Source organism: Actinocrispum sp. NPDC049592, from assembly GCF_040675465.1.
Lineage (GTDB): Bacteria > Actinomycetota > Actinomycetes > Mycobacteriales > Pseudonocardiaceae > Kibdelosporangium.
This window is the reverse complement of the sequence record NZ_JBFAPA010000018.1, coordinates 256,348-282,926: the sequence shown is the minus strand read 5'-3', so window position 1 is coordinate 282,926 and position 26,579 is coordinate 256,348. Positions and strand designations below refer to the sequence as shown.

Genomic DNA, 26,579 nt, shown 5'->3' with positions numbered 1-26,579 from the left:
TGTACCCCGAAGGGCCTTACCGCTCGACTTGCATGTGTTAAGCACGCCGCCAGCGTTCGTCCTGAGCCAGGATCAAACTCTCCAACAATGCTTTGTCAGAAAATCTGATGTCCTGACAGACCAATTCTGGCCCATCTGTCCATCTCAAAGGAACCCACAAAGGGGTTCATCATAAAGCTCTACTGGCTTTAATAGTTCGACACACTGTTGAGTTCTCAAACAACACACGCACACCCGTCAGACCGCAAGAGCCATCGAGGGGCTTGTACTGCTATGTTTGGGGCCTTCGCTCGTTCCCCGGTTTCCGGGGCCCGTTTCGCTCTGGCCTGGATAAAGTTACACGCCCCCGAACGGGCCGTTTCAGGGGGGTCCCCTTAACGGAGTCTTCGCAGGTCAGAGGGCCCGTAGCTCCTCCACCACCGCGGAGACGGACCGCTTCGCGTCGCCGAAGAGCATCGCGGTCCTCGGGTCGTAGTAGAGCTCGTTGTCGACTCCGGCGAAGCCGGGACTCATCGAACGCTTCAGGACGATGACCGACTTGCTCTCGTTCACGTTGAGGATCGGCATGCCATAGATGGGCGAGCCGGGGTCGGTGTGCGCCGCCGGGTTGGTGACGTCGTTGGCGCCGATCACCAGGGCGACGTCGGTCCGGGCGAACTCCCCGTTGATCTCGTCCATCTCCTTGAGTTGCTCGTAGGGCACGTCGGCCTCGGCGAGCAGCACGTTCATGTGCCCGGGCATCCGGCCGGCGACCGGGTGGATCGCGTAGTAGACCGTCACGCCCTTGGCCTCCAGCTCCTTGGCCATCTCGCGGACGGCGTGCTGGGCCTGGGCGACGGCCATGCCGTAACCAGGCACGACGACGACCTGGCGGGCGTAGCTCATCTGGATGGCGGCGTCGGAGGCCGAGGTCCGGCGCACGGTCTTGTCGACCGGGCCGCCCTTGGCCGGCGCGGACCCGTCCCCGCCGAAGCCACCGGCGACGATGGCCGGGATCGAGCGGTTCATCGCCTTGGCCATCAGGTTGGTCAGGATCGAACCGGACGCGCCGACGATCATCCCGGCCACGATCAGCGCGGTGTTGTCGAGCGCGATACCGGTGGCCGCGGCACTCAATCCGGTGAACGCGTTCAGCAAAGAGATGACGACCGGCATGTCCGCACCGCCGATGGGCAGGACGACCGCCACGCCGAGTAGTGCCGAAGCCACCAATAGGCCGATCATCAGCCACTCGGATGTGCCACCCGCGACGACGGCGACCCCACAGACGACCGCGACCAACAGCAGCAGGAGGTTCAACGGCTGCTGGAACCTGCCGACGGTCAGCGGACGGCCGGGCAGGATTTCCTGGAGCTTGCCGAACGCCACGTTCGAGCCCCAGAACGACACCGACCCGACCAACGCGGCGAACAGCGTCGCAATCGACACGTAGACCGGCGCGCCCGAGAAACCGTTGCTCTGCCGGAACTCAACCCACGCGACCAACGCGACGGCGCCACCGCCGACCCCGTTGAACAGAGCCACCATCTGTGGCATCGCGGTCATCTTCACCTTGCGCGCGGCCGGAACCCCGACCGCGGTACCCAGCGCGAGACCGAGCAGGATGAGCCACCAGTTGCCCATCCCCTTGGTCAAAGCCGTTGCCAGCACGGCGATCGCCATACCGACGGCGGCGATCATGTTGCCGCGCACGGCGGTTCGGGGACCGGTGAGGCCCATCAGGCCGTAGATGAACAAGGCGAACGCGAGGATGTACAGACACTGGATCGTCGCGGGATCCTGGAGCCAGCTCATTCCTCCGGCTCCTTGTCAGTGCTCGACCCCGCGGGCCGGGTCTTGAACATCGCAAGCATCCGATCCGTCACAAGGAACCCGCCGACGACGTTGATGGTGCCGAACGCGATGGCGATCACCAGCAGGATGGAATCCAGCGTGCCGGTCGCGCCCAGGCCCAGCACCAGCAGGGCGCCGAGCAGGACGATGCCGTGGATGGCGTTCGTGCCGGACATCAGGGGTGTGTGCAGGGTGTTGGGCACCTTGGAGATCACCGCGAAGCCGACGAAGCCCGCGAGCACCAGGATGGCCAGGTTCTCGACCAGCATCAGGAGTCCTTCCTGGTGACGCACGCGGACGCGACGATCTCGTCGTCGAAGTCCAGGGTCAGCTTCCCGTCGGTGACCAGCAGGTCGAGCAAGGCTTGCACGTTGCGCGCGTACAGCTCGCTGGCGTGCTCGGGCATGCTCGCCGGCAGGTTCAGCGGCGCGACGATGGTGACGTCGTGCCGGACCACGACCTCGCCGGGCGCGCTCAGCTCGCAGTTGCCGCCGGACTCCCCCGCCAGGTCGACGATCACGCTGCCCGCCCGCATCGCGGTGACCGCGTCGGCGGTGACCAGGGTCGGCGCCTTGCGGCCGGGGACCTGCGCGGTGGTGATGACGACGTCGTAGCCGATCACCGCTTCGTTGAGTTTTTTCAGCTGTTCGGCGCGTTCCTCGTCGGTCAGCGCTCGCGCATAGCCACCCTCACCGGTGGCGGTGATCCCCACATCGAGCCACTTGGCGCCGACAGATCGCACCTGTTCAGCGACTTCCGGTCGCACGTCGTAACCGGTGGTCTGCGCGCCCAGCCGCCGGGCCGTGGCCAGCGCCTGCAGTCCCGCCACACCCGCCCCCATGACGAGGACCTTCGCCGGCGGGACCGTGCCCGCGGCGGTCGTCAGCATCGGGTAGAACCGCGTAAGGTGTTGCGCCCCAAGCAAAGCGGCCAGGTATCCGGCGACGCTGCTCTGTGAGGACAGGGCGTCCATCGACTGGGCGCGGGAGATCCGCGGGATCGCCTCCATGGCGAAGCCGTGCACATCGGCTGTGGCGAGCGCTTCGACGTCCTTGCCCAGGAAGCCGATCAGCACGCTGCCGGGTTTCAGACGGTGGATCTCCTCCGCCGTCGGCGCGGCCACTTTGACCACGATCTCGCAGGCCCACGGGTCACCGAGGGTCGCCCCGGCCTCCTCGTAGAGCCAGTCGGACATCAACGCGCCGCTACCCGCACCGGGTTCGACCACCACGTCCAGCCCCGCGGACCGCAACCGCCCAACGACCTTGGGCACGAGTGCGACCCGTCGTTCTCCCGGTGCTGACTCGCGTGGCACACCGACCGCGATGCTCTGGGTATCCGCCATTGGAGACCCTCCTGCCGCAAACAGAACGTCCGTCTTAGTTGTACCACCGCCGTCCACCGGGCGAACCCTGCGAACGGCGGGCGTGTCGGCCGGTCCTGCGCGCGAACCTCATTCCCCCGGCCGGCCTGGCGTCACTGTACTCACCGAAGGCCCTGTTCGAGCGCGTCAAATGCCGCGTTTCCTTGCGCTACAAGATCTTCTGCGAGGCCTGGGTCGCGGCGGCCGGCCAGGACCTGGCTGTGCAGGTACTTGAGCATCGCGTGCTGGACGCCGACCAGGGCGTTGGCACGCACCCACGGTTCGATGTCGCCCGCGGCGGCGCCGATCTCCTTGGCGATCAGGGTGGCGAGGCGGCCGGCGCGGCGGTCGTTCAGTTCACGTTCGCGCGCCTGCAGTGCGGGGCTGCCCGCGGTGATCCGGGCCGCGATGGCGATGCGGTCGAGGGCATCGGGGTCGTGGCTGGCGAGCAGCCCGCTGGGGTGGGTCACCAGGTCGCGGAACGCGGCGAGCACCGACACGCCCCGCGGGCGTTCGGCCACAGCGGCGATCAGCTCCTCCTCGAACGCCTCTAGTCCACTGTAGACAAGCGCTTCCTTGGTGCCGAAGTAGTTGAAGACGGTGGCCACCGAGACACCGGCGGCCCGCGCCACATCGGACACCGGCACCTGCTCGAAGCCGCGCTCGGCGAACAGGCCGACCGCCGCCTCGGCGATCTGCCTCCTGGTCTCCCGCTTCTTGCGCTCGCGCAGGCCCTCTTCGATCACGAGCCGGAGCATAGCACTTGATTTAGAGCGGATCTAAATTTAGAGTGACACTAAGTTTGTTGGACGAGGAGGTTCCCATGACGACCGAGCAGCAGATCCTGGAGCGGGGCAAGCAGTGGGCGGACGCCGAGGTCCGCGGCGACGTGGCCGCGCTCGACGCGTTGACCACCGACGACTTCACCCTGGTCGGGCCGGTGGGGTTCGTGCTGGACAAGCAGCAGTGGCTGGCGCGCTACCCCAGCGGCGGACTCGTGACCCAGCGTCTGGACTGGACCGACGTCGCGGTTCGCTCGTACGGCACGACCGCGGTCAGCGTCGGCGTGCACTCCCAGGAAGCGCAGTTCCAGGGCAACCCGGCCAACGGCCGGTTCCGGGTAACACACATCTGGGTAAAAGACGGGGAGCAGTGGCGGCTCGCGGGACAGCACCTGTCCCCGATCGGGGGAATGCCGTTCGAGGTGCAGCGATGAAGGTCAGCATCAGCATCACGAACTACTCGTGGCCGGGTTCACCGGCCGTGGAGCTGAGCCGGATCGCCCAGGCGGCGGACGCGGCCGGAATCGACACCGTGTGGGTCGCCGACCACCTGTTGCAGGTCGACCCGTTCGCCGACCCCACCCACACCGAGCACCTCGAAGCCATGACCACACTCGGTTACCTCGCGGCTCACACCTATCGGGTACATCTCGGCACGATGGTGGCCGGAGTGACGTTCCGGCCACCCGCGGTGCTGATCAAGGCGGTGAGCACCCTCGCCACGCTCACCGGCGGACGGGCGTGGTTCGGCGTGGGCACCGGGCACCAGGAGGACGAGGCCAAGTACATGGGCCTGCCGTTTCCGCCTGTGGCGCAACGGTTCGAGCAGCTGGAGGAGACGCTCCAGCTGGCGCACCAGATGTGGTCCGGTGACACATCGGCGTTCTCCGGCAAGCACTTCCAGCTCACGCGGCCGGTGGACAGCCCGCTGCCTCCCGCTCGGCCGCGGATCCTGGTGGGCGGCATGGGTGAGCGGAAGACGTTGCGGTTCGTGGCGCAGTACGCCGACGCCTGCAACCTCTTCGACATCCCGGACGGCGGGAAGACCGTGCGGCACAAGCTTTCTGTGCTCGCCGCACACTGCGCGGACCTCGGGCGCGACTACGACTCGATCGAGAAGACCATCGGGACACGGCTGGGCCGGGACGAGACCGCTGCCCAGTTCGCCGCCCGCTGCGACGCGTTCGCCGAGCTGGGATTCGACCACGTCGGCGTGATCACCCACGGCCCATGGACCGAAGAAGCCATCAAGACCGTGGCACCGCAATAAACATCAGTCGCGGACCAGGGTTTTGGTGGCCGGTTCTCTGGGGGCGGGGACTCGGGGTGGGTGGGTCACGTAGGGGCGGAGCAGGCGGACGATGGCGAGGCCGGGGACGAGAAGGGGGACCATGGCGGCCATTGCCGCCGCTGTGGCTCCCGCCCGGATGACGTCCTTGGGGATCAGCACGATCCGGTTCATCATCACCGATACCTTGCCCGGCAACGACACCAGTGTCAGCACCGCGATGAAGCCGACCATCGCGAGCACCGCCCGGAGCACGGCTGGGTGGTAACCGATTCCTTCGGCCGCAACCAGAACGGCCAGCCAGCCGAGGACCGCGGGGAACTGCGCGCGTTCCGTTCCCGCGGCCCACAGCAGGCCGCCTGCTATCGCCACCAGGCCCAGTACCGCGCTCCGGTCCGGGTTCCGGGCCCATTCCGTCACGTTGTCCAGCCAGCCCGTCGGGATGTCCGCCCAGGACATCAGCGAACGGGGGACGTCCAGTGGCGTCATCGGCGGCGCCACTGCCTGGCCAATCACCCAGGCCAGGGTCCACAACGAGACCACTGCCGCCAGCACCAGGTGCCCTCGTGACCGGTCGGTCACACAGGCCCAGATCCTGGCCATCTCACGCCGCAAGGTACGCATCGAACACTCCCTCGCCGGCACCTCTCCCGTCTAAGATGATCTTCGATCGGCATCCGCCCGTCCACCCGGCGTGGAGTTGATCACTCGTCCGGGGTTGAGGATGCCGCGCGGATCGAACGCGTTCTTCAGCTGGTGGTGCGCCCAGAGCGCGGCCTCGTCCAGCTCGCGGGCCAGCCACTCGCGTTTGAGCAGGCCGACTCCGTGCTCGCCGGTGATCGTGCCGCCCAGGTCCAGGCCGAGCCGCATGATGGCGCCGAACGCGCGTTGTGCCGCGTCGGCCTGGGAATGGTCGAACAAGACGGCGGGGTGCATGTTGCCGTCGCCCGCGTGACCGACGCAGGCGACCAGCACGCCGTACTCCTCGCCGATCTGCTCGACGCCCTCGATCAGGGCGGCGAGGTGGCGGCGCGGCACGCACACGTCATCGACCAGGCAGGCGGGGTACTCGTCGAACGCCAGGCCCGCGAGCCGGCGGCCCTGCATCAGCAGGTCGCCCTCGGCCGGGTCGTCGGCGACGATCACGTCGGTCGCCGCACACCTGCGGGCCGAGACCTCGAACGCGGTCAGTTCCGAAGCACCGACATCGGACTGCGCGATCAACACGGCACCCACGCCCGGCGGGAAGCCGAGGTCCTGCAGCTTGGAGATCGCCTCGATCGAGGGACGGTCCATCAGTTCCAGGACGACCGGGCGGAAACCGGCACCCAGGTAGTCCGCGACCGTCCGGCCCGCATCGATGGCGGTGTCGAAGAACGCGACGGCGGTCAACGGCCGGGCTGCGGCCGGCCGGAGGGCGACGGTGACCTCGGTGATGACGCCGAGTGTTCCCTCTGATCCCACGAAGAGGTGAGTCAGGTCGTAGCCGGCCACACCTTTGGCTGTCCTTCGGCCGGTGCGCATCACTCGACCGTCGGCAACCACAACCTGAAGGCCGCGCACGAAGTCGCCCGTCACGCCGTACTTGAGGCAGCACATGCCACCGGCGTTGGTCGCCACGTTGCCGCCGATCGACGAGATGTCCTTCGACCCCGGATCCGGCGGGTAGTACAGGCCCTTCTCGGCCACCGCCGCGGCGAGCGTCGCGTTGATGACGCCCGGCTGCACGACGGCGATCTGCTCCTCCACGTCGATCTCGAGGATCTGGTCGAGCTTCGACACGTTCAGCAGCACGCATCCGTCGATCGCGTTCGCCCCGCCAGAGAGCCCGGTGCGGGCTCCCTGCGGGACGACGGGCACGCCGTTCTCGTGCGCCCACTGAAGGGTTTCCACCACATCCTGGACCGACCTCGCCCGCACCAGCGCCCTGGCCCGGCCACCGGGACAGAACGTCGCCCGATCGGTCGCATAGGAGGCGAGCACGTCCGGGTCGTCCGTGGTCGCACCAGCGGGCAGCGAGGTCACGCCCTCACGTTACAACCCGAAAGCCAACAAAACATTGCCGTACTCGCTCGGATAGAACGGCTGGTAACCCGACTGGACGAACATCATCCCGTGCGACACAACCGCTCCACCGCTCGCCGACACCGCACTCCCGTGCCCCATCAGGCCATTGACACCCCGGAAGTCACGCACCGTGTCGTACTCCCAGAGAACCTTGCCGGATCGGGCGGAATACGCCCGCATCTTGCCGTCGTTGCTGCCCTCCCAGACCACGCCCGGTGTGCTCGTCACCGCCGGACCGTGTGCGAGTGCGCAGATGTCCTTGTGCTGCGCGGCTCCGCCCCAGTCGCAACCGTTGGCCGGGTTGGGTGTCTTCCACAGCACATCGCCGTTCGCCGGATTCACCGCGAACAACGTGCCCGGCTCGGCGTAATACGTGGCGATGTAGAGCTTTTCGCCGTCGTAGCTGGATCCCCACTGGATGCCCGAGATGCCGCCGCTGGGCAGCGGGACGCCGAGCTGACGACGCCAGATCACCTCACCCGTACGGGCGTCGAACACGTGGTACACGCCGCTTTTCTGGCCCACGCCGACCATCGCGCGGCCGTTGACCGTGAACAGGTTCGGCGTCGCACCGATGTCGTAGTCCAGCGCGGTGTTGTCCTTCAGGCCCGGGCAGTAGCCTTCGGGATCCGGTTCGTTGCACAGGGTCCGCCAGGTGTCGGCCTTGGTGACCTGCTGCTTCCACCTGGGCTTGCCGGTCCGGGCGTCCAGCGCGATCAACGAGTCGAAGTCGCCCGCGCTGCCGGTGTAGTTCTGGCCCACGCCAACGTAAAGCGTGTTGGTGCGGTCGTCGATCACCGGGCTGCTCCACACTCCGGCGCCGCTCGGCTCGTACCTCACCGCGCCGCTGGGCCAGGTGCCGTTGGCTTTTGGCTCTGGCACAGTGAAGTAACGCCAAGCCAAACTGCCTGTGTCGGCGTCGAGGGCGTCGATGTGTCCACGGAAGGTGCAACACGGGTAACTGCGGTCCGTCGTGGCATTCTCGATGCTGGATGCGCCGATGTAGATCCGGCCGTCGTGGTACATCGGCGAACTCGTGTGGATCCCGGCCTGGTGCGGCTCGGTGTCCTTGGCCCACACCAGTTTCCCGTCCCGCTGGTCGAGCGCGTAGACGTAACCTCCGCTGTCGCCGAAGAAAACCTTGCCGCGAGCCACCGCCGGACCGTCGAGCACCGCCCGCAACGCGGGATCGACCGACCGCAGGTCGAATGTCCACTTCGTACGGCCGGACCGCGCGTCCACCGCGTAGAACTTCATGTCCGGCCCGCCGAAGTACACCGTGTCCCCGACCACGGCGGGCTGGCTCTTGGCCACCACGCCGGTCTTCGGATATGCGAAGGCCCACTTGAGTTTCAGGCCGCCGACGTTCGCCGGGGTGATCCGGTGCTCGGCCCCGTTGTACCGCGAGCCGGACTTGTCCCCTTGCCACGTCGGCCAGTCACCTCGGTCGCCACCCGCCAGAGCGGGCGCGCCGCTGCTGAGCAACACGCCCGCCACCGCGAGCGCGATCAGTGTTTTCCCCATGGTGACCAACGGTGGCAGCGCGGGCACGAGCCGCACATCCACTCAAGGGCCCACTCCTGGTGGCCCATCGATGGACCCCGCCATCAACCGATCAGCCAAAACCGCAGGTAGTCCCACTCACGAGGGAAGCAGGGACTTTTCGAAGGGGAGGGGGCGGCGCCATTCGGAGGTGTCCGCGTCCACATCGAACAGTGGCGTGTAGTCCAGGGCGAGGTAGAGGCCACGGGCTTCGGGCTGGCGCGGCCCGGTGGTCAGGACCATCCGGGTGTAGCCGCGACCCGCGGCCTCCTTTTCCAGCTCTGCCACCACTCGCGCGGCCAGGCCGCGGCGGCGATGGTCGCGGTGCGTCCAGATCCGTTTCAGCTCAGCGGTGTCCGGCGCGTACTTCTGGAACGCGCCACCGGCAACGGCTTCGCCTTCCTCCAGCAACAGCAGGAAGGCGCCGTCCGGTGGGGCGAACCGTTCGGCGGGGTAGCCGACGAGGGACTCGAACAGGCGGCCGTAGCGGCCGGTGTACTCCTGCTCGAGATCCCGCAGCAGCGGCTGCACAAGCGGATCGCTCTGGTGCACATGCCGGACATCCATGTGCACCAACGCTACGGACGCGTTCGTTCAACCGTCAACGAGTCTCAGATCATGGTCAGAACAGCGTGGGCACCATGGCCTCGATCAGGCTCGGGCCGGGCTGCTCGACGGCCGCGCGGAACTGGTCGGCCAGCTCCTCCGCCGTCGACGCCCGCGTCCCGGAAACCCCCATGGATGTGGCCAACGCCACGAAGTCGAGGTCCGGCCGGGACAAGTCGAGCAGATCGAGGGCCTTGGGGCCGGTGCTTTCCGCGCCCACCCGCTGCAGTTCGAGCTTCAGGATCGCGTAGGAACGGTTCGACAGCACGACAGTGGTGACGTTCAGTCCCTCGCGTGCCATCGTCCACAACGCGGACGATGTGTACATCGCGCTTCCGTCGGCCTGCAGGCAGATCACCGGACGGTCCGGGCACGCCACGGCGGCGCCCACCGCCGTCGGCAGGCCGTAGCCGATCGCGCCACCGGTCAACGTGAGCACGTCGTGCTTGGGCGCGCCCGCGGTCGCCATCGGCAGCAGCAGGCCCGAGGTGTTGGCCTCGTCCACGATGATCGCGTTCTCCGGCAGCAGCGCGCCGATCACGTCGACCCAGTTCTGCGGGGTCAGGTCGCCGCTGGGCAGGCCGGGCCGGCGCGCCTCCTGGAGGACCGGCTCGATGTCCGGCGCGACCAGGTCGGCGACGGCTTCCAAAGCGAAGGCGACGTCGTCCAACGGTTCGGCCAAGACGTGCACCTTTGCACCGTCCGGCACGAGGTCGCTGGCCTTGCCCGGGTAGGCGAAGAACGACACCGGGGACTTCGCTCCGGCCAGCACGATGTTGCGCACGTCGGTCAGCTGGTAGGTGACCTGCTCCGCGAGGTAGCCGAGCCGCTCGACCGCGGGAACGCCCGCACCGCGCTCGATGCGCGCCGGGAAGGTCTCGGCGAACAGCTTCACGCCGGTCGCTTGGGCGATCCGGTTCGCCGCCCGCAGCGCGCGCTCCCGCGTGCCATGCGCACCAAGCAGGACCACGGTCGATTCACCCGACTGCAGGACGTCGACGATCGAGCGCACCACGCTCTCGTCGACCTGGCGCGCGACGGGAGGCGCGACCGCGGCGGCCGGTTCGCCGCCTTCGGTCCACGACACGTCCGCGGGCAGGATCAGCGTCGCGACCTGCCCGGCCTGCGCGGCGGCGACCGCCTCGGCGGCATCCGCGGCCAGCGCAGCGGTCGACGTGCTGGTCTTCACCCAGCCGACCGTGCGGGCGAGCGCCTCGATGTCCGACTCCAGCGGGGCGTCGAACTGCTTGTGGTAGGTCGCGTGGTCGCCCACGACGTTCACGATCGGCGTGCGGGCCCGGCGGGCGTTGTGCAGGTTCGCCAGGCCGTTGCCCAGGCCCGGGCCCAGGTGCAGCAGGGTCGCCGCGGGCTTGTCGGCCATCCGCGCGTAGCCGTCGGCCGCGCCGGTCACCACGCCCTCGAACAGCGCCAGGATGCCGCGCATCTCCGGGACCGAGTCCAGGGCCGCCACGAAATGCATCTCGGACGTGCCCGGGTTGCCGAAGCAGACGTTCACGCCCGCGTCGACGAGCGTGCGGATCAGGGCCTGTGCGCCGTTCATGTGTTCTGCTCTCCTCAGTCGAAAAGGACGCCGGGGTTGAGGATGCCCGCCGGGTCGAAGGCGGTCTTGATCCGGCGCATCAGGTCCACTTTGGCCGGGTCGGTCAGGGCCAGGAAGCTCTGCACGTGCTTGCGGCCGATGCCGTGCTCACCGGAGATCGCGCCGCCGAGGCCGATGCCCGCGTCGAACAACGCCCGCAGCACCGTCGCGCGGATCTCCGGGTCCTTCTGCAGCACCGCGAGGTGCACGTTGCCGTCGCCCGCGTGCCCGCAGCCGATCACGAAGGTGTTGTTCTCCTGGGCGATCTCACGCACCCGGGCCATGAAGTCGGGCAACGCGGCCCGCGGGATCACCGTGTCGATGATGTCGTCCGCGCCGGCCGCCTTCGCGGTGAAGAACGCCTTCTCGCGCGCGTCGATCAGCTTGCGCGCGGACGGGCCGGGCAGGACGTAGACGTCCTTCGCGCCCAGCGTCGACAGAAGTTCGCCAAGTTCCTCGATGTCCTCGTCGAGCCGCTCGGCGGACCGGTTCTCCAGCATCACGACCAGGTAGGCCTGCGAAGTCTCCTTGATGTCGTCCGGGATGCCCAGCTGCAATTGCGCCGAGTACGTGATCGCGCCCATGGTCAGGCCGTCGATGTACTCCAGGATCAACGGGCCCAGCCCGCTGTCGGCCACTCGCGGAACGGCACGGGCCACTTCATCCAGATCGGTGAACGGCGCGAGCACTGTCCCCTGATGGGGTAGACGTGGGTGCAGCTTGAGGACGGCCTCGGTGACCACGGCGAGCGTGCCCTCCGAGCCGATGATCAGCTGTGTGAGGTCGTAGCCGGTGCTCGCCTTGACGAACTTGCCGCCGGTGCGGATCACCTCGCCGGTCGGCAGCGCGGCTTCGAGGCCGAGGACGTTGTGCCTGGTCACGCCGTACTTGATGGCTCGCATGCCACCGGCGTTGGTGCCGATGTTGCCGCCGAGGGACGCGCTGAGCTCACCCGGGTAGACGGGGTAGACCAGGCCGTTGGCGGCCGTGCGCTCCTCGAGCTCCTGCAGCGTGACGCCCGGCTGGACGACGGCGACGTGATTCTCCGTGTCGATCTCCAGGACCGCGTTCATCCGTTCGAAGGAGATCAGCACACCATCGGGCCGCGGCGCGGCCGCACCCGACAGGCCCGAGCCCGACCCACGGGCGGTGACCGGAATCCCCTGATCGGACGCTGTTCTCAGCACCTGGGCGACCTGCTCGGCGGTCGACGGCCGGACCACGAACGCCGGCCGCACCGGGTCCCGGCTCAACGCCTCGTCGTGCGCGTAGTCCTCACTGATCGCGTCCCCCGTGAGCACATGCTCGGTGCCGACGATCTCAGACAGCAGTGTCCCGATGTCCGCCATGGACGCTCCCTTCGTACCCGCGAGTAACTCTAGCCGCACGGGCAATAAACCGTTTGCGCCCGGTTGTTAGCGTGGGTGACGTGGGAGCTTGCTTCTTCGGTGCCTTGTTGACCGCCGCCCGGCTGCGCAGCAGCTGAGGCGCCCGCGGCACCTGTTCACCCTTGACCGGACCTGACGTCCGGTTCTTCGTGGTCGCCTCCAAAAACCAGCGCTCACCTCCCATCTCTGGCGCCTGGAGCCGACTTTGTCCCGCCCTAACCCCAGTGGGGTTCATTTCCTGTGCGCGCCCGCGGTCATCCGCGGGCTGCTCCGCTCGGCCGATCTTGGACCGGGTGATCTCGTCATCGACTTCGGAGCCGGACCGGGGACGCTCACCGCTCCCCTGGCCTCCACCGGTTCCCGCATCCTGGCCGTGGAACGTGACGACGAGTTCGTCCGCAAGCTGACGCGGAGGTTCGCCGACCGGCCGCAGGTCCGGGTGATCCATGCCGACCTGCGCACGGTTCCGTTGCCCAACAAGGAGTTCTCCGTCGTGGCGAACATTCCCTATTCGTTGTCAACGCTTCTGGTCAGAAGACTGCTGGCCCAGCGGTCGTTCGTGGCCGCCGATCTGGTCGTGCAATGGGGGTTCGCCAAGCGCGTCTCCGACGGGCAGACCAAGGAGACCGCTTTGTGGGCAAGGAAGTTCCACATACGAGTGGCGGGGCGGATACCTGCTTCCAGTTTCCGCCCCGCCCCTCGCGTGGACTCCGCCCACCTCGTGATCCGGCGGCGCTAGCGCCCTAGTCCAGTACCTCGGACACCGTGCCCGCGGCGACCGTGAGACGGCCTTCGCGGATGGCGAAGCCCTGGCCCTTGTTGAGGGCGATGGGCTTGCCGAGGTCCACAGTGAACTCGACGCTGTCACCGGGCAGCACCATGGCGCTGTCCAGGTGGATCGCGCCGCTGACGTCGCTGGTGCGGAAGTGGAACTGCGGGCGGTAGTTGTCCATGATCGGCGTCCGCCGCCCGCCTTCCTTCTCCGTCAGCACGTACACGTCGGCACGGAACCGGCGGTGCGGCGTGATGCTGCCCGGCTGGGCCAGGATCTGCCCGCGCCGGACCTCGTCGCGCTTGACACCGCGCAGCAGCACCGCGGCGTTGTCACCCGCCTCGGCGTGCTCCAGCGACTTGCCGAACATCTCCAGCCCCGTGCAGACGCTGGTCATGGTCGGCGCGAGCCCGACGACCTCGACCTGTTCGCCCACCCGTATGGTGCCCTGCTCCACCGCTCCGGTGACGACCGTGCCCCGGCCGGTGATGGTCATGACGTTCTCCACCGGCATGAGGAACGGCAGGTCCAGGCGCCGGAGGGGGACCGGCACGTGCTCGTCGACCGCGGTCAGCAGCTCGACGATCCGCTGCTCCCAGACCGGGTCACCGTGCAGCGCCCGCAGGCCGGACACCCGCACGACCGGCACGGCCTCACCGTCGAAGCCGTACGTGGTCAGCAGTTCGCGGATCTCCAGCTCGACCAGGTCCAGCAGGTCGGTGTCGCTCACCATGTCCGCCTTGTTCAGGGCGACCACGATGTGCTCGACGCCGATCCGCCTGGCCAGCACGACGTGCTCGCGGGTCTGCGGCATGGAACCGTCCTCGGCGGACACGACCAGGATGGCGCCGTCCAGCTGGGCGGCCCCGGTGATCATGTTCTTCACGTAGTCGGCGTGCCCGGGCATGTCGACGTGCGCGTAGTGCCGGGTCGGGGTCTCGTACTCGACATGCGAGATGTTGATCGTGATCCCCCGCTCGACCTCCTCCGGCGCCCGGTCGATCCGGTCGAACGCGACGAACTTGGTCCCGGTCCCCTGCTGCGACAACACCTTGGTGATGGCCGCGGTGAGGGTGGTCTTGCCGTGGTCGACGTGACCCATCGTGCCGATGTTGACGTGCGGCTTGGTCCGCACGAACTGCTGCTTGGTCATCGAAAAGTCCCCTGGAATGTGGGCTGGACGGGCGAAACCGGCGACACCTCGACCCTCCTCCGGTGGTTTCGCGGGAAGAGGGCGAAGAGGAGGAGGGTCAGCTTCGGGCGCCGTCCAGCCATGCCGACGCCGCGCCCGGCAGGTACGCACCTGCGAGCGTCGCGGAATCGGTCATGGGGAACACGACGGGGACCGTAGCAGCGCCACGGTCCCCGTCGGAAACGATTTTCTACCAGCGAAGTTTGGCGATCCGGCCCTTCTCGCCGGACGCCCAGCAGGCGCCGTCCCAGCCGCAGTCGACGGTGTCGAAACTGCCTTCGTCGAACTGGTGCCAGTGGTTGCCGTCGTCCCAGCTGAGGTCGCTGCCGCTCGGCCCGACGGCGATGATTCCCGTTGGCAGGTAAGGCAAGTAGGTCGCCCCCGAGCGATACCGCCGGGGCGCCTGGGGCGGTTCACGCCAGCTGCGGCCGCCGTCACGCGTGGTAGCCAAAGCATGCACAGCTGGGTCAGGATCGTTGAAGTCGCCACCGATAGCTATCCCCGTGTGGGTGTTGCGGAACGCCAGAGCGAACACGCCCGAACTCTCCGAACTGCCCAATGGTGTCTCGCTGAACGTCCACGTCCGGCCGCGGTCCCTGGAGTGGTAGACGCGGGCCTTCGCGCCACCGCCGGACCCGATCCAGGCGTCCTTGCTGCCCTTGGTGATCAGGCACTGGCCGCTCGCCGCGAACCCGGCCTCGCCGGTCTGCGCCGGCGGCATGCCGTCGCTGGGCAGGACCTTCCAGCTCGCGCCGCCGTCGCTGGTGGCGATGATGCGGAACTTGCCGTCCACCGGGTCGCTCATCGCCAGGCCGTTGCGCCGGTCGAAGAACGCGACGCAGTCGTAGAAGGCGGGTTCGTCGGGATTGCGGAACGTCTCCTGCCACGTCTTGCCGCCGTTCGCCGTGACGTAGATGCGCGACGCCGCGCCGTTGCCGATCGACAGGATCACCGCGTGGTCGGCGTCGAACGCCTCGATGTCCCGGAACTGCAGGTCCGCGGTGTCCGGCGGGCCCACGCTCTGCCAGGTCCGGCCGCCGTCGGTGGTCCGCAGGACCGTGCCGAGGCTGCCGCTCGCCCACGCCGTTCGTCCGTCCACAACGGACAGACCGCGCAACCTGGCCGCGCTGCCGGTCGGCGTCAGCTGCCAGGACAAGCCGTTGGTCGCGTTGGCCGGCGTTGCACCGATGAGCAGCGCCAGCACCGCGACGAGCACCCCGATGGTTCTCATGCGCCGGGACGCTAGCCGATCTCCACCCGGCGATCCACCCTCGGAAGGTCCCGTTCCACCCGCCCCGGTTCGTAGGTTTTCCGGCATGAACCTCGCATTCGATGCCTCGGACCTGATGGGTTTCCTGCTGCTGCGACTCGCGTTGATCGGCGGCGGGATCCTGCTGCTCGCGATCCTGCTGGTCGTCGCGATCGTCATGTTGCGCCGTCGCGGCAAGCTCGATCAGGCACGCCGCTATGTCGAACCGATGGCCCGCACTTGGGCCGACCGCGGCGGAGCCGTCCGCAAGACCGCGACCAGGACGGTCATGAACTACATGGACGACGACAAGCCCTCACGGTAGGCGTACCGGACCGCCTCGGCGCGGTTGCGCACGCCGATCTTGGCGAAGGCGTTGTTGATGTGTGTCTTCACGGTCGTCTCGCCGATGAACAGCGCGGCGGCGATCTCGCCGTTGCTCATGCCCTGGGCGATCAGCCCGAGCACCTCCACCTCGCGCGCGGTCAGCCCGTCCGGGTTGCCGCGGCGACGGGGTGGCTTGTCTGCCAACGCGGCCAGCAGCCTGCGGGACACCGAAGCGTCGAAAGTGGACTGTCCGGCGGCGGCGGATCGCAGTGCTGACGCGATTTCCACGCGACCGGCGTCTTTGGTGAGGTAGCCCAGGGCACCGGCTCTCAGCGCCGAGTCGATGGAGTCACCGTCGGCGTATGTGGTCAGCACGAGCACGGCGACCTCCGGGAACTCGCGGCGGATCCGTGCGGTGGCCTCGATGCCGTCCAGGACCGGCATCTTCAGGTCCATCAGCACGACGTCAGGCCGCAGTTCCCCGGCAAGCCGCAGCGCCTGCTCGCCGTCACCGCCGTTGCCCACCACCTCGATGTCATCCAGCAACTCCAGCAACGCCACCAGACCCTCACGCATGATCTGCTGGTCGTCCACCACGACCACCCGGATCATTCGGGCACCTCCGCCACCACTCGCCAGCGCATCGAGGTGTATCCGGCGGTCAGCGTGCCGCCGGCCAGCGCGATCCGCTCGCGCATCCCGGACAGCCCGTAGCCGGTGCGCTCACCGGCCTGCTTTGCCTCGTTGGACACGGACAGCTTCACCTTGTCGGGTGTGTAGTCGAGAACGACATCGACCGGGACGTTCGGGGCGTGCTTGGCGGCGTTCGTCAACGCTTCCCTCGCGGTGGCCAGCAGGGAGACCGTGGCAGGCGCGGAGACGGTTCGCTGCTGGCCCTTGGTCTTCAGCTTGACCGTCGCGTGGTGGTCGCGGCGATACGTCTCCACCAGGCTCGCCAGGGCTTCCGGCAACGGCGGAACGTCGCTTCGCAGTGCCGCGACCGCCCGTCTGGCTTCGTCGAGGCCTTCGATGGCGAGCTTGCGGGACCTGCGCACGCGTTCCAGGGCGCGTTCGGGGTCGTTCTTCTCGCTCAGCAGGGCCTCGGCGACTTCGAGCTGCACGCTGAGGGCGCCGAGTGAGTGCGCCAGGACGTCGTGCATTTCCCGGGCGATCCGGGCGCGTTCGTCCAGTGCGGCCACGCGGGTTCGTTCCTCCGCGGCCAGCCGGTACTGGCGCCGGTGCAGGCCGATCATGGTGAGCACGATCATCAGGCCGAGCAGGGCGAACGTCTCCGGCGGGGTCCGGCTCCAGAAGGCCGCGCCGGCGGTCAGCAGGCCGAGGTCGGCGACGATGATCGTGCCGATCAGCCAGGTCGGCGGGCGGAGATGCGACGCGAGCGACGGCAGCGAGAGAGCCGCCAGGACGATCGCGCCCTCAGTGCCCGTTCCCATCACCGCGGTGGAGATCACCGCGCACCCGGCGAGCGCGACCAGTGACGTGCGGGGTAGCCAGCCGTCGAAGACCGCCCAGAACAACCAGCACGCGAAGGCCGCACCGATCGCGGCCCAGACCCAGCCCTCCGGGACGCGTGAAGTGGCCAGGGCGACGATCAGCACGAGCGTGACCAGCACCCGGACCACCACGCCGGTCTCCGGGTCGGTCATGAACGCGCGGCGCCACAATCCCCTGCTCCTCACAGTCACCAGTCTGGCGGACGGAATCTCCGGCGCCCCACCGCCATGTCCTCCGCCAAATCAGAGCCGCGTGGCACCACCACCCGACCGGGCGCAACGTCCACCGCCCGATCAGAACCACGCGGCTCCACCATCCAGCCGGACGCTACGTCCATCGCCTGCTGGGTGGCTCCACCCGGCGGTGGAGATCCGGGTGGAGCCGCGCGGTCAGCCGATGATCAATTCGGCCGCGACCTGGGCGCCGTCGGTCGCGACCTCAGCGGCGACGGCCTTGGCCAACGCCGACACCTCGGGCTGCAGGACGTGGCCGAGCGCGGTCACCAGCGACTCGGTGGTGGGTTCCCCCGACGGGTGCGAGCGCCCGATGCCGAGCCGTTCGACCCGCTCGGACCAGTAGAACTGGTCGAACCGCTGTGGGATGACGACCTGCGGCGCGGCCGCGCGAGCAACGGTGGTCGTCGTGCCCGCGCCGCCGTGGTGCACGACCGCCGCGACCCGCTCGAACAACGCCTGCTGGTTGACCTCGCCGATGGCGATGCAGTCCGGCGCGTTGTCCACAAGGGACAGATCGGCCCAGCCCCTCTGCACGATCACCCGCCTGCCCAGCTCCCTGGCCGACTTGATGGCCGCGTGCCCCAGCTCACCGGGTACCCGCATGCTGCCGAACCCGAAGTAGACCGGCGGCTCGCCGGCGTCCAGGAACGCCTGGAGCTCCGGGTCGAGCGGACGTTCGTCCGGGCGGATCCAGGCTCCGGTCTGGACGACATGGCCAGGTCCCGGCCATGGTCCGAGCGTCGGATCCGCGGCCAGCCATGGGTCGTCGCCGCACATGTGGCCGCGGACGTCGTCGATCTCGGGCAGGCCCACCGATGTGCGGCATTCGTTGAGGGGCTTGCCGAACGTGGCGGTGAAGCGGTGCCGGTCCCGTTCCCAGACCGACTCGTTGCTCTCCCCCGGCCGCGGTTGCGCGCCAGGAATGCCCAGCGGCGGCGGAGCGTGGTGGGTCGACGGCAACGTGATCGCCGCGAATGTGCCGAAGTGGTACGGAATTCCGAGCCGTTCGGCGACGGAGTGGGTGGCGAGCTGCAGCATGCCGCCGCCCACAATGGCGTCGAAACCCTTGGCGGCCTCGGAAACGATCTCGAACTGGTCGAAGACGGTCTGCTCGATCACCGAGCGCTTGCCTTCGGCGGAGGTGGGCATCGGCGGCGGGGCCGGCTTGCTCAGGTCCGGGCCGATCGGCACGAACGGGATCCCGAAGCCCTCGGCCAGTCCCGCGAAGTCCGGCGGCGCGACCAACCGGACCCCGTGCCCCAGCGCCAGCAGCCGCACCCCCAGCGCCAGCATCGGCTCGATCTCCCCGCGCGACCCGATCGCGGACAGCAGCACTCGCATGGGAAACCTTCCTCACACACTCGCTTCGCCGGAGAAATCCGGCATACAGCGAGCGATTGTGAGGCCACCCCCGGGTCTTGCCACAAGACCCGGGGGCTGCTATACGTTCAAATGGGGAGAGGAAATCACCAGACCGGCAATTGTCCGGTCAGCGCCCATGCCGCCTGCCGGGCGGCGCCTAGGGCCACATATTCCGCGGCTTCCGGAACGGTCACCGGCACGCCGAAAACGTCCGCCGCGATGGCCTGGACCGCGGCCGACTTCGCGCCGCCGCCGATCAGCTTGACCCGGCCGATCCGCATCCCGGCCGCGCGCAACGCCTCCAGCCCCGCGCCGAGACCGCCCAGCATGCCTTCGACCGCCGCGCGGGCGAGGTTCGCCGGGGTCATGTTGGCCCGCGTCATGCCGAGCAGGGATCCGGTGGCGTCCGGCAGGTTCGGGGTCCGCTCGCCGTCCAGGTACGGCACCATCTTCAGGCCTTCGGCGCCCTGTGGTGCCGCGAGCGCCAGCTCATCCAAAGTGGACAGATCGACGCCGAGCATCGCCGCGGTCGCGGTGAGCACGCGGGCCGCATTCAACGTGCAGACCAACGGCAGGAACCGGCCGGTGGCGTCGGCGAAGCCCGCGACCGCGCCGGACCCGTCCGGGTGAATCATGTCCGTGACGCCGAACACGGTTCCGCTGGTGCCGATCGACACGGCGACGTCGCCGACCTGCATGCCGAGGCCTAGAGCGGCGGCCATGTTGTCGCCGGTGCCAATGGACACGACGATGTCCCCGGCGGTGCCCGCGATCTCCGAGGGGGCCAGCACCCGGGGCACCTCGGGTTCGTGACCGAACGCCTGTGCCAGCAGGTCCGGGCGGTAGACGTCGGCCGCGGCCGAGAAGTAGCCGGTTCCGGAGGCATCGCCGCGGTCGGTGACCAGCTCGCCGGTGAGCTTCCAGGTCAGCCAATCGTGTGGCAGCAGCACGGTGGACACACGATCGGTCAGTTCTGGTTCGTGTTCGGCCATCCAGCGCAGCTTGGTCACGGTGAAGCTGGCGACCGGGACCGAGCCGACCGCCTCCGCCCACTCGTCCGGGCCCCCGAGCTCATGGACCAGCTCCTCGGCCGCATGGGCCGAGCGCGTGTCGTTCCACAGCAGCGCGGGCCGCACGACCTCGCCGTCCTCGTCCAGGGTGACCATGCCGTGCTGCTGGCCGCCGACGCCGAGCGCTTCGACGCCGTCCAGCAGGCCGTTCGCCGTTGCCTCCTGGTAAGCCCGCCACCACTCATCCGGGTGAACTTCGGTTCCGTCGGGATGGGCGGCGCGGGCCTCGCGCACGACCTTCCCGGTATCCGAATCGACCACAACCACCTTTGTGGACTGGGTAGATGAGTCCACGCCCGCGACCAGAGCCATAGCAGCCGATCCTAGCCTCGAATTTGTTTACCGACTGAACTGATTGTAAGCCGTTGACAGGATGTGGTGACCTAAATCACCATCGGTAGTCCTACTCCCGAGTAACCCTGCCTACCAAGGGAGCCCCGCAGATGCGTTCGCGTTTCGTCGGCATCGTCGCCGGCGTGCTGGCGCTGGGACTGATCACTCCTGGCACAGCCGCCGCGGACTCGCCCCGCTACCCCGTCGCCTATGGCTGGGACGGCCTCGCCGTCGCCGCAGCCGCCCAGCTGACCCGGCCCGGGTCGAACCCGCCCGGCGCCAACAACTGGTCCTGCCACCCGTCCGCCGCGCATCCCGACCCCGTCGTGCTCGTGCACGGCGCCAGCGCCAACATGACGGCGAACTGGCAGACCTTCGCTCCCCTGCTCGCCAACAACGGCTACTGCGTGTTCGCGCTGACCTACGGCGTCCCGGCCGGCACACCGTTCCCGGTCAACCAGATCGGCGGGCGCAACCCGATGGAGCAGAGCGCGGCCGAGCTGTCCGCGTTCGTCGACCGGGTGCTGCGGGCGACCGGCGCGGCCAAGGTCGACATCGTCGGCCACTCCGAGGGCAGCCTGATGCCGGACTACTACGTGAAGTTCCTCGGCGGGGCCGCGAAGGTCAGCGACTACGTGGGCCTGACCCCGCTGTGGAACGGCTCGAACGTCGCCAACCTGGCCGACTTCTACGTGCTGGCCAGGATGTTCGGGCTCGGCCCGGTGGTGAACCTGATCGTCGACTCGGTCTTCCCGGCCGCGCGCCAGTTCCTGCGCGGCTCGGACTTCCTCAAGAAACTCGGCGACCCGGTGGTCACGGGCGTGCGGTTCACGATGGTGATGACCAAGTACGACGAGGCCGTGGTGCCGTACACCAGCGGGACCATGTCCGGCGCGACCAACGTCGTGCTGCAGGACCAGTGCCCGCAGGACCACTCGGGTCACGGCATGGTCGGGTTCTCGCCGAACGCCACACAGGTCGTGCTCGACGCCCTCGACCCGGCGCACGCCCAACCCATCCACTGCTCGTACGTCGCCCCCAGCCCCTGACTCCTGGTTTCGGTCGTTCTGACGGCCGAAACCACTCACGCACAATGAATGCGAGCGTCGCCCCAGGAGGCGTGGTCGTTCTGGGTGCCGTCGCCGCCGTCGTTCACTTTCAGGGTCAACGTCCGGACTCCGGTGAGGTCCAGCTCGATGTGCCTGGCCGGGGTCCGGACACCCAGCGTTCCAGTGTCCACAAGGGACAGTCCGTCGCCTTCGACGCCGAAGCCCGCTGTGCCGCCGACTTTCTGCCTGGCCACGTCGAGTCCGGCCTCGTCGTCCACGCCGACGTCCGCGATGAACTGCGTGCAGTTCGTCAACGCGAAATCGACTTGGGCGTTGGCGTGCATGCCCAGGCCTTTGCCGTACGGGGTTCTGCGGATCGCGATCGGCTTGCCGTCACCGGCGGCCGGGCCGCCGTTGGCCAGGTCGCGTTCGACCGGGCCGTCGCCGCTCTGGCCGGTGAACGGCAGGTCGCTCAGGTAGAACCAGCCTGGGGGCAACGGTTTCCAGACATGGACCTGGGTGACTTGCTCGTCTTCCGTTCCGTGGTCGAACTTGGCCACGATCGGGACATCTATGTACCCGAAGGTGTCCGGCGCGGTGAGTTTCCACGTTCCGGTGATTTCCTGACCTGGGCGGAGAGTGCGCGCGGTGACCGGCGCGCCGCTGATCGCCCAACCGGCTGGAACTCGCGGATACAACGTAACGTCGCGGACCGGCGTATCCGTGGTGAACTTCCCGGTCACTTCCACCGGAGTTCCCGGCGTTGTCGTCACCTGTGGAGTAGCGGTGACTTTGGTGCTGGGAATGGTGTGCACGGGCCGGTCGCAGGTCTTGATGCCCGGATACCAACGGCAGGCGATCCCGGCGAAACCGCCGTCCTTGACCACGTCCAGGGTGAGTTTTTCGCCGGATCGGATGACTCGCTGGTCACGCACCAGCCCGTCCTTCACCAGGTCGACGAACCACCAGCCCGGACCGATGTCCAGCGGCACGCTGACTGTTCTTGCCGCACCAGAGAACCCGCCGCCGAGGAACCACCGATCGCCGCTGCGCCGGGCGAAGACCGCGCTGTCCGCCGGTTTCCCGGCCAGCAGACGGGTTTCGTCCCACACGGTCGGGACCTGGTCGAGGAAACGTTCCGCCTCGGGCCGCGTCTGGTAGTCCTCGACGCGTCCGGCGAAGTTCTGCAACCCGGACTCGAACACCACCGCGAGCGCCAGTTCATGGGCGTCGGAAGTCGGCCGGCTGGCCCGGTTCCAGGCCATCGGCGTGTAGTCCATCGAGCCGGGCAGGTTGCGGGTGAACGGCAGCGCGGTCAGGTGGCTGGTGGTGAGGTTGCTGGTCTTCTCGCCGCCGTGCACGGCTTCCATGGTCATCACGTTCGGCCAGGTGCGCTGGATGCCGTGCGGGATGGTGGATCCGTGGAAGTTCACCATGAGGTGGTGCCGCGCCAGCTCGGGCAGGATCTGGTCGTACCAGCGGAACCGGTCCTGCGAGTCGGAGTCCATGAAGTCGATCTTCAAGCCCGCCACGCCCCAGCGTTCGAACAGCGCCAGCCTCGTCGCGCGTTCCTCCTCGGTGTCGAGCTCGTTGAAGTGCACCCAGACCTGGATCTTCACGTTGCGGGCCTTGGCGTACTGGACCAGTTGCGGGATCCAGCTCGTGGTCTCCCAGGTGGGGTCGTAGTCCCAGTTCGGGTCGAAGTACCACCCCGCGTCGACCAGCACGTACGGCCAGCCGTGCGCGGCCGCGTAGTCGACGTATCCCTTCTGCATGGACAGGCTTTCCCCGGCTTCACGCCCGCCCGCGAGCCAGCTCCAGAACACCTTGCCGGGGCGTATCCAGCTGGTGTCCGCGATCTGTGACGGTTTCGCCAGGTCATCCACCAGGGTCGATTCGGTGACGGTCTTCAGATCGCCGACGATCATCGTCCGCCACGCGGTCCGCACCGGGCCGGTGACCTGGACTTTCTCATCCCAGTACTTGATCCGGTAGGTGCTGGTACCCGCGTCGTGCACCAGGCGAGCGCCCGAATCGCGTCCGTCCACATCGGACTCGGTGATGTGCAGGTAGGTGCCGTTCACGTCGAACAGCGCGGGGTGCATGAACTCCGCGGCCGGCGCGCTGTCCGAGGTCATCTGGATGAACGGGTTCTCGTAGTCCTGCCGGTAGCGCGCGAGCCAGGCCGGACTGCCTGCGGGAACAGCGAATGCGGAGGTCTCGGCGAGGATCGCGCCGGTCGTGCCGGGTAAGTCGTAGCGGTAGGCGACGCCGTCCTTGGCGGTTCGGACGAGCAGGTCGAAGCGGCCTTGGGTGTTCTGGAAGGTGAACCGGGACTCGGTCATCACCGCGGTGCGGTCGAGTTGCTTGCCCACCTTGGTGGTGTAGTGCTCGATGACCGGTTTCTCACTGCGGCGCACCAGCTTCAGCTCACTGGACAGGTCGGCGCGCTCGGTGACGATGCCGACCGGGCTCGGTTCCAGCACCGTACGGCCATTTCGGGTGACACTCAGGGTCACTTTCCCGTCGGTGACGGCGACATTGGCGGCCGGGCCGCCCCAAGTGCTTGCCGTCCAGGCATCCTGACCCGCCGGAACCGCGGTGATCAGGCCGGCTACCAGCGTTGACACCGCGGCTGCCCACATCGTCTCGAACCCCCGGAAATCGGACTGCGACCGACTAGACATCCGATGTATACGCTTACACGGGCCCCGCGTCTAGGCCCTCAAGGCGGAAAGGTCCGACTACTTGCCTCCGTGGTTATCGTCGTGTGTGCCATCGCGACTGTCGATCATGACCGCCTTCTGCGGCGTGCTGGTCGCGTGCGCGCTGACCGCGTGCACCTCCACGCCTTCGGCGAAGACGGACGTCAAGATCCCGACCTTCGCGCCCGGCCCGTCGGCTCCCCCGGTCACCACCACGACCACGACGGAGCCGGTGCCCGAGCAGCCGATCGTGATCCCGCCGCCGGTCACCACCACCGCGCCGAAGACCACCAAGAAACCGGTCCCGCCGAAGACCACGCAACCGCAGGAACCGACGTTCACCATCGAGCCGAACCCGCCGCCACCCGCGGACGACAACGTGCGCGAGGGCCAGAAATGTTCGCCTGACGGTTCTCTCGCCTGGAGCCGCAAGGGCCGCCGGTTGCTGATCTGCCAGCACGGCGTGTGGACACGTATGGGCGGCGGGCGTTAGGGCTTCACTCACGTAGCGGTACGGGCCTGTTCTGGCCGTGGTTACCGTGGGTCGAGGGTGCGGCGTGAGGAGGAAATCATGGGTACTTGTGGATGTTGTAGCTCCTGCACGGGTCCGGGATGTGGCTGCTGCGGCAGCTGCTCGTAGTTTCCGATCATTCAACGGCCCTTGTTCCGCTCGCCGGGATGAGGGCCGTTCGCTGTTGACCCGAACGGCCGATGGTCAATAACGTGTCTCCTACCGCCGCTCCGACCCTGCATGTTTGGAGTTGGCCAGATGCGAAAACTCGCACTCGTGGTTCTTCCGTTGCTCGGTGGCCTATTCGTCGGCGTGCCCGCGTCGGCCGCCACGGTCCGTGTGACCAGCCTGTCCGCGTTGCAGAATGCGGTGAAATCGGCGAATCCCGGCGACCGGATCGAACTCGCCGACGGCAGCTACTCGGCCTCCAGCGCCATCTCGCTCACCCGTTCCGGAACGTCATCCGCGCCTATCACGGTGACCGCGGCGAACGTCGGCAAAGCGGAAATCCGCGGCTCCACCGGTTTTTCCTTCGGCAGCGGCGTGCACGACGTGGTGCTCTCGGGATTCAGCCTGCGGCACGGTGGTTCGCTTTCGGTTCCGGCGAACGGTCACCATATCCAGATCACGCGCAACACCCTGCAGTTCACCAGTAGCGGGAACTGGCTGACGATCAACGGCAATGACGTCCAGGTCGACCACAACACGTTCCAGAACCGCAGTACTGAAGGAGTGTTCCTGCAGATCGCCGGGCCCGACTCGGACGTCGCCAAACGGACCTGGATTCACCACAACTACTTCTTCAACCACACCTTCGGCGGCGCGAACGGCGGCGAGTCCATCCGCCTGGGCTACAGCCACAAACAGTCGTACTCGGCCAACGCCATCGTGGAGTACAACCTGTTCGAGAAGGCCAACGGCGACTCCGAGGCGATCTCGGTGAAGTCGTCGGACAACACCGTGCGGTACAACACGATCCGCGACAGCCGCGGCTACATCGTGCTGCGCCACGGCAACCGCAGCACCGTCGAGGGCAACCTGATCTTCGGCGCGTCCGGCATCCGCTTCCACGGCAACGACCACAAGATCATCAACAACTACGTGGACTCGAGTGCGGGGCGCGCGATCGTGTTCGGCTCCGGCTCCGAGGCCGACAGCTCACCGACGAGTAAAGGCCACGACCGCCCCGACCGCGTGACCGTAGCGTTCAACACCGTCCGAGGCACCTCCGCGGTGATCGACAGTGACGGCGGCGACTTCAAACCGAAGGACTGCGTGCTGGCCAACAACATCATCGTGGGCACCTCCGGCAAGCTGGTGAACATGACCAGCGGCGCAACGGTGAAGTACGAAGGAAACATCACGTGGGGCGGCAGCTCCGCTGGAATCCCGTCCGGCGGCTACAAAAACGTCGACCCGAAGCTGACCAAGGACGCGAACGGCCTCTACCGCCTCACCGCCACAAGCCCCGCCATCGACGCCTCCACCGGCACATATCCATACGTCACAACAGACTTCGACCCCCAACCCCGCACCAACACCCCCGACACCGGCGCGGACGAATACGCGACCGCGGCCACCCGCAAACCCCTCACCAAGTCCGACGTCGGTCCGCTGGCTCCGTAGCGACATGCGGTAAGGAGGCCTGTCTCGAGGTGGGCCTCCTTACCTATCAACGGTTTGAGCGCCTAGCTCGTGACGGCTTCGTTGAGTGGGGGCTCAGGTTTAGGTCTGGGGCATCCCGATCCCGATCCCGTCCCGGATGGATTGTCTTCGCCCCGGCCACCATGGC

The 26,579-nt window shown here is 67.8% G+C and carries 24 protein-coding genes and 1 rRNA gene; 7 read left to right on the top strand and 18 right to left on the bottom strand.

Annotated features, from left to right (window positions below; translation table 11 throughout):
- From AB0J95_RS37845 to AB0J95_RS37825, 5 genes are all read right to left on the bottom strand, one after another.
- Window positions 1-88, bottom strand: a 16S ribosomal RNA gene (locus AB0J95_RS37845); the annotation flags it as partial.
- 305 nt (window positions 89-393) lie between these two features.
- On the bottom strand, window positions 394-1,794 hold the full coding sequence (locus tag AB0J95_RS37840) for an NAD(P)(+) transhydrogenase (Re/Si-specific) subunit beta (RefSeq protein ID WP_364769285.1): 1,401 nt from the start codon (window positions 1,792-1,794) through the stop codon (window positions 394-396).
- Entirely contained in the window at window positions 1,791-2,102 is a 312-nt protein-coding gene (locus AB0J95_RS37835; RefSeq protein ID WP_364769283.1) for an NAD(P) transhydrogenase subunit alpha, read from the bottom strand. The genes AB0J95_RS37840 and AB0J95_RS37835 overlap by 4 nt, the downstream gene beginning before the upstream one ends.
- The gene (locus tag AB0J95_RS37830; RefSeq protein WP_364769282.1) at window positions 2,102-3,178 is read right to left on the bottom strand and encodes an NAD(P) transhydrogenase subunit alpha; all 1,077 of its coding nucleotides are present in this window, start codon (window positions 3,176-3,178) and stop codon (window positions 2,102-2,104) included. The genes AB0J95_RS37835 and AB0J95_RS37830 overlap by 1 nt, the downstream gene beginning before the upstream one ends.
- Before the next feature lie 140 nt (window positions 3,179-3,318).
- Window positions 3,319-3,942: a helix-turn-helix domain-containing protein gene (locus AB0J95_RS37825; RefSeq protein ID WP_364769281.1), complete on the bottom strand. Its 624-nt coding sequence runs from the start codon at window positions 3,940-3,942 to the stop codon at window positions 3,319-3,321.
- 77 nt (window positions 3,943-4,019) lie between these two features.
- Between AB0J95_RS37825 and AB0J95_RS37820 the strand changes: the two genes are divergently transcribed.
- Window positions 4,020-4,412, top strand: a complete 393-nt coding sequence (locus tag AB0J95_RS37820) for a nuclear transport factor 2 family protein (protein ID WP_364769279.1) — start codon at window positions 4,020-4,022, stop codon at window positions 4,410-4,412.
- Window positions 4,409-5,248 (top strand): TIGR03560 family F420-dependent LLM class oxidoreductase, encoded by an 840-nt coding sequence (locus AB0J95_RS37815; protein WP_364769277.1) that lies wholly within the window; start codon window positions 4,409-4,411, stop codon window positions 5,246-5,248. The genes AB0J95_RS37820 and AB0J95_RS37815 overlap by 4 nt, the downstream gene beginning before the upstream one ends.
- Window positions 5,249-5,251: 3 nt before the next feature.
- Here the strand turns inward: AB0J95_RS37815 and AB0J95_RS37810 are convergent, their stop codons facing one another.
- The 6 genes from AB0J95_RS37810 to AB0J95_RS37785 all read right to left on the bottom strand — a co-directional run bounded on the left by AB0J95_RS37810 (window position 5,252) and on the right by AB0J95_RS37785 (window position 12,430).
- Entirely contained in the window at window positions 5,252-5,890 is a 639-nt protein-coding gene (locus tag AB0J95_RS37810) for a hypothetical protein (RefSeq protein WP_364769275.1), read from the bottom strand.
- A gap of 30 nt (window positions 5,891-5,920) precedes the next feature.
- Window positions 5,921-7,291 carry an FAD-linked oxidase C-terminal domain-containing protein gene (locus AB0J95_RS37805; RefSeq protein WP_364769273.1) on the bottom strand — a complete coding sequence of 457 codons (1,371 nt, stop codon included), beginning with the start codon at window positions 7,289-7,291 and terminating at the stop codon, window positions 5,921-5,923.
- A gap of 9 nt (window positions 7,292-7,300) precedes the next feature.
- A complete protein-coding gene (locus tag AB0J95_RS37800; RefSeq protein ID WP_364769271.1) occupies window positions 7,301-8,857 on the bottom strand; it encodes a PQQ-binding-like beta-propeller repeat protein in 1,557 nt (518 codons plus the stop codon).
- Window positions 8,858-8,974: 117 nt separating this feature from the next.
- The gene (locus AB0J95_RS37795; protein WP_364769269.1) at window positions 8,975-9,442 is read right to left on the bottom strand and encodes a GNAT family N-acetyltransferase; all 468 of its coding nucleotides are present in this window, start codon (window positions 9,440-9,442) and stop codon (window positions 8,975-8,977) included.
- 55 nt (window positions 9,443-9,497) lie between these two features.
- Window positions 9,498-11,042 (bottom strand): acetolactate synthase large subunit, encoded by a 1,545-nt coding sequence (locus AB0J95_RS37790; protein ID WP_364769267.1) that lies wholly within the window; start codon window positions 11,040-11,042, stop codon window positions 9,498-9,500.
- 14 nt (window positions 11,043-11,056) lie between these two features.
- Window positions 11,057-12,430, bottom strand: a complete 1,374-nt coding sequence (locus AB0J95_RS37785; protein WP_364769265.1) for an FAD-binding oxidoreductase — start codon at window positions 12,428-12,430, stop codon at window positions 11,057-11,059.
- Between the two features lie 244 nt (window positions 12,431-12,674).
- Here AB0J95_RS37785 and AB0J95_RS37780 point away from each other — a divergent pair, with 244 nt between their 5' ends.
- Window positions 12,675-13,208: an rRNA adenine N(6)-methyltransferase family protein gene (locus AB0J95_RS37780; RefSeq protein WP_364769263.1), complete on the top strand. Its 534-nt coding sequence runs from the start codon at window positions 12,675-12,677 to the stop codon at window positions 13,206-13,208.
- A gap of 4 nt (window positions 13,209-13,212) precedes the next feature.
- Here AB0J95_RS37780 and tuf read toward each other — a convergent pair whose 3' ends face one another.
- Complete coding sequence (gene tuf, locus AB0J95_RS37775; RefSeq protein ID WP_364769261.1) at window positions 13,213-14,394, bottom strand: elongation factor Tu; 1,182 nt, start codon at window positions 14,392-14,394, stop codon at window positions 13,213-13,215.
- Window positions 14,395-14,623: 229 nt separating this feature from the next.
- Entirely contained in the window at window positions 14,624-15,655 is a 1,032-nt protein-coding gene (locus tag AB0J95_RS37770) for an oxidoreductase (RefSeq protein WP_364769315.1), read from the bottom strand.
- 94 nt (window positions 15,656-15,749) lie between these two features.
- On the opposite strand from AB0J95_RS37770, the gene AB0J95_RS37765 reads away from it, so the two are divergent.
- Window positions 15,750-16,007, top strand: a complete 258-nt coding sequence (locus AB0J95_RS37765; protein WP_364769259.1) for a hypothetical protein — start codon at window positions 15,750-15,752, stop codon at window positions 16,005-16,007.
- On the opposite strand, the gene AB0J95_RS37760 is transcribed toward AB0J95_RS37765, so the two are convergent.
- From AB0J95_RS37760 to xylB, 4 genes are all read right to left on the bottom strand, one after another.
- The gene (locus AB0J95_RS37760; RefSeq protein ID WP_364769257.1) at window positions 15,977-16,621 is read right to left on the bottom strand and encodes a response regulator transcription factor; all 645 of its coding nucleotides are present in this window, start codon (window positions 16,619-16,621) and stop codon (window positions 15,977-15,979) included. The genes AB0J95_RS37765 and AB0J95_RS37760 overlap by 31 nt on opposite strands.
- Window positions 16,618-17,706 (bottom strand): histidine kinase, encoded by a 1,089-nt coding sequence (locus AB0J95_RS37755; protein ID WP_364769255.1) that lies wholly within the window; start codon window positions 17,704-17,706, stop codon window positions 16,618-16,620. The genes AB0J95_RS37760 and AB0J95_RS37755 overlap by 4 nt, the downstream gene beginning before the upstream one ends.
- Window positions 17,707-17,910: 204 nt before the next feature.
- Window positions 17,911-19,098 (bottom strand): nucleotide disphospho-sugar-binding domain-containing protein, encoded by a 1,188-nt coding sequence (locus AB0J95_RS37750; RefSeq protein ID WP_364769253.1) that lies wholly within the window; start codon window positions 19,096-19,098, stop codon window positions 17,911-17,913.
- Between the two features lie 125 nt (window positions 19,099-19,223).
- Entirely contained in the window at window positions 19,224-20,501 is a 1,278-nt protein-coding gene (gene xylB / locus AB0J95_RS37745) for a xylulokinase (protein WP_364769251.1), read from the bottom strand.
- A gap of 131 nt (window positions 20,502-20,632) precedes the next feature.
- Here xylB and AB0J95_RS37740 point away from each other — a divergent pair, with 131 nt between their 5' ends.
- Entirely contained in the window at window positions 20,633-21,571 is a 939-nt protein-coding gene (locus AB0J95_RS37740; protein ID WP_364769249.1) for an alpha/beta fold hydrolase, read from the top strand.
- Window positions 21,572-21,606: 35 nt separating this feature from the next.
- Here the strand turns inward: AB0J95_RS37740 and AB0J95_RS37735 are convergent, their stop codons facing one another.
- Window positions 21,607-24,201, bottom strand: a complete 2,595-nt coding sequence (locus AB0J95_RS37735; RefSeq protein ID WP_364769247.1) for a glycoside hydrolase family 97 catalytic domain-containing protein — start codon at window positions 24,199-24,201, stop codon at window positions 21,607-21,609.
- A 142-nt stretch (window positions 24,202-24,343) separates the two neighbouring features.
- On the opposite strand from AB0J95_RS37735, the gene AB0J95_RS37730 reads away from it, so the two are divergent.
- Together AB0J95_RS37730 and AB0J95_RS37725 are read left to right on the top strand one after the other, a co-directional pair.
- Window positions 24,344-24,769 carry a hypothetical protein gene (locus AB0J95_RS37730; protein WP_364769245.1) on the top strand — a complete coding sequence of 142 codons (426 nt, stop codon included), beginning with the start codon at window positions 24,344-24,346 and terminating at the stop codon, window positions 24,767-24,769.
- A gap of 276 nt (window positions 24,770-25,045) precedes the next feature.
- Window positions 25,046-26,413 carry a polysaccharide lyase 6 family protein gene (locus AB0J95_RS37725; RefSeq protein WP_364769243.1) on the top strand — a complete coding sequence of 456 codons (1,368 nt, stop codon included), beginning with the start codon at window positions 25,046-25,048 and terminating at the stop codon, window positions 26,411-26,413.
- Window positions 26,414-26,579: the final 166 nt, after the last annotated feature.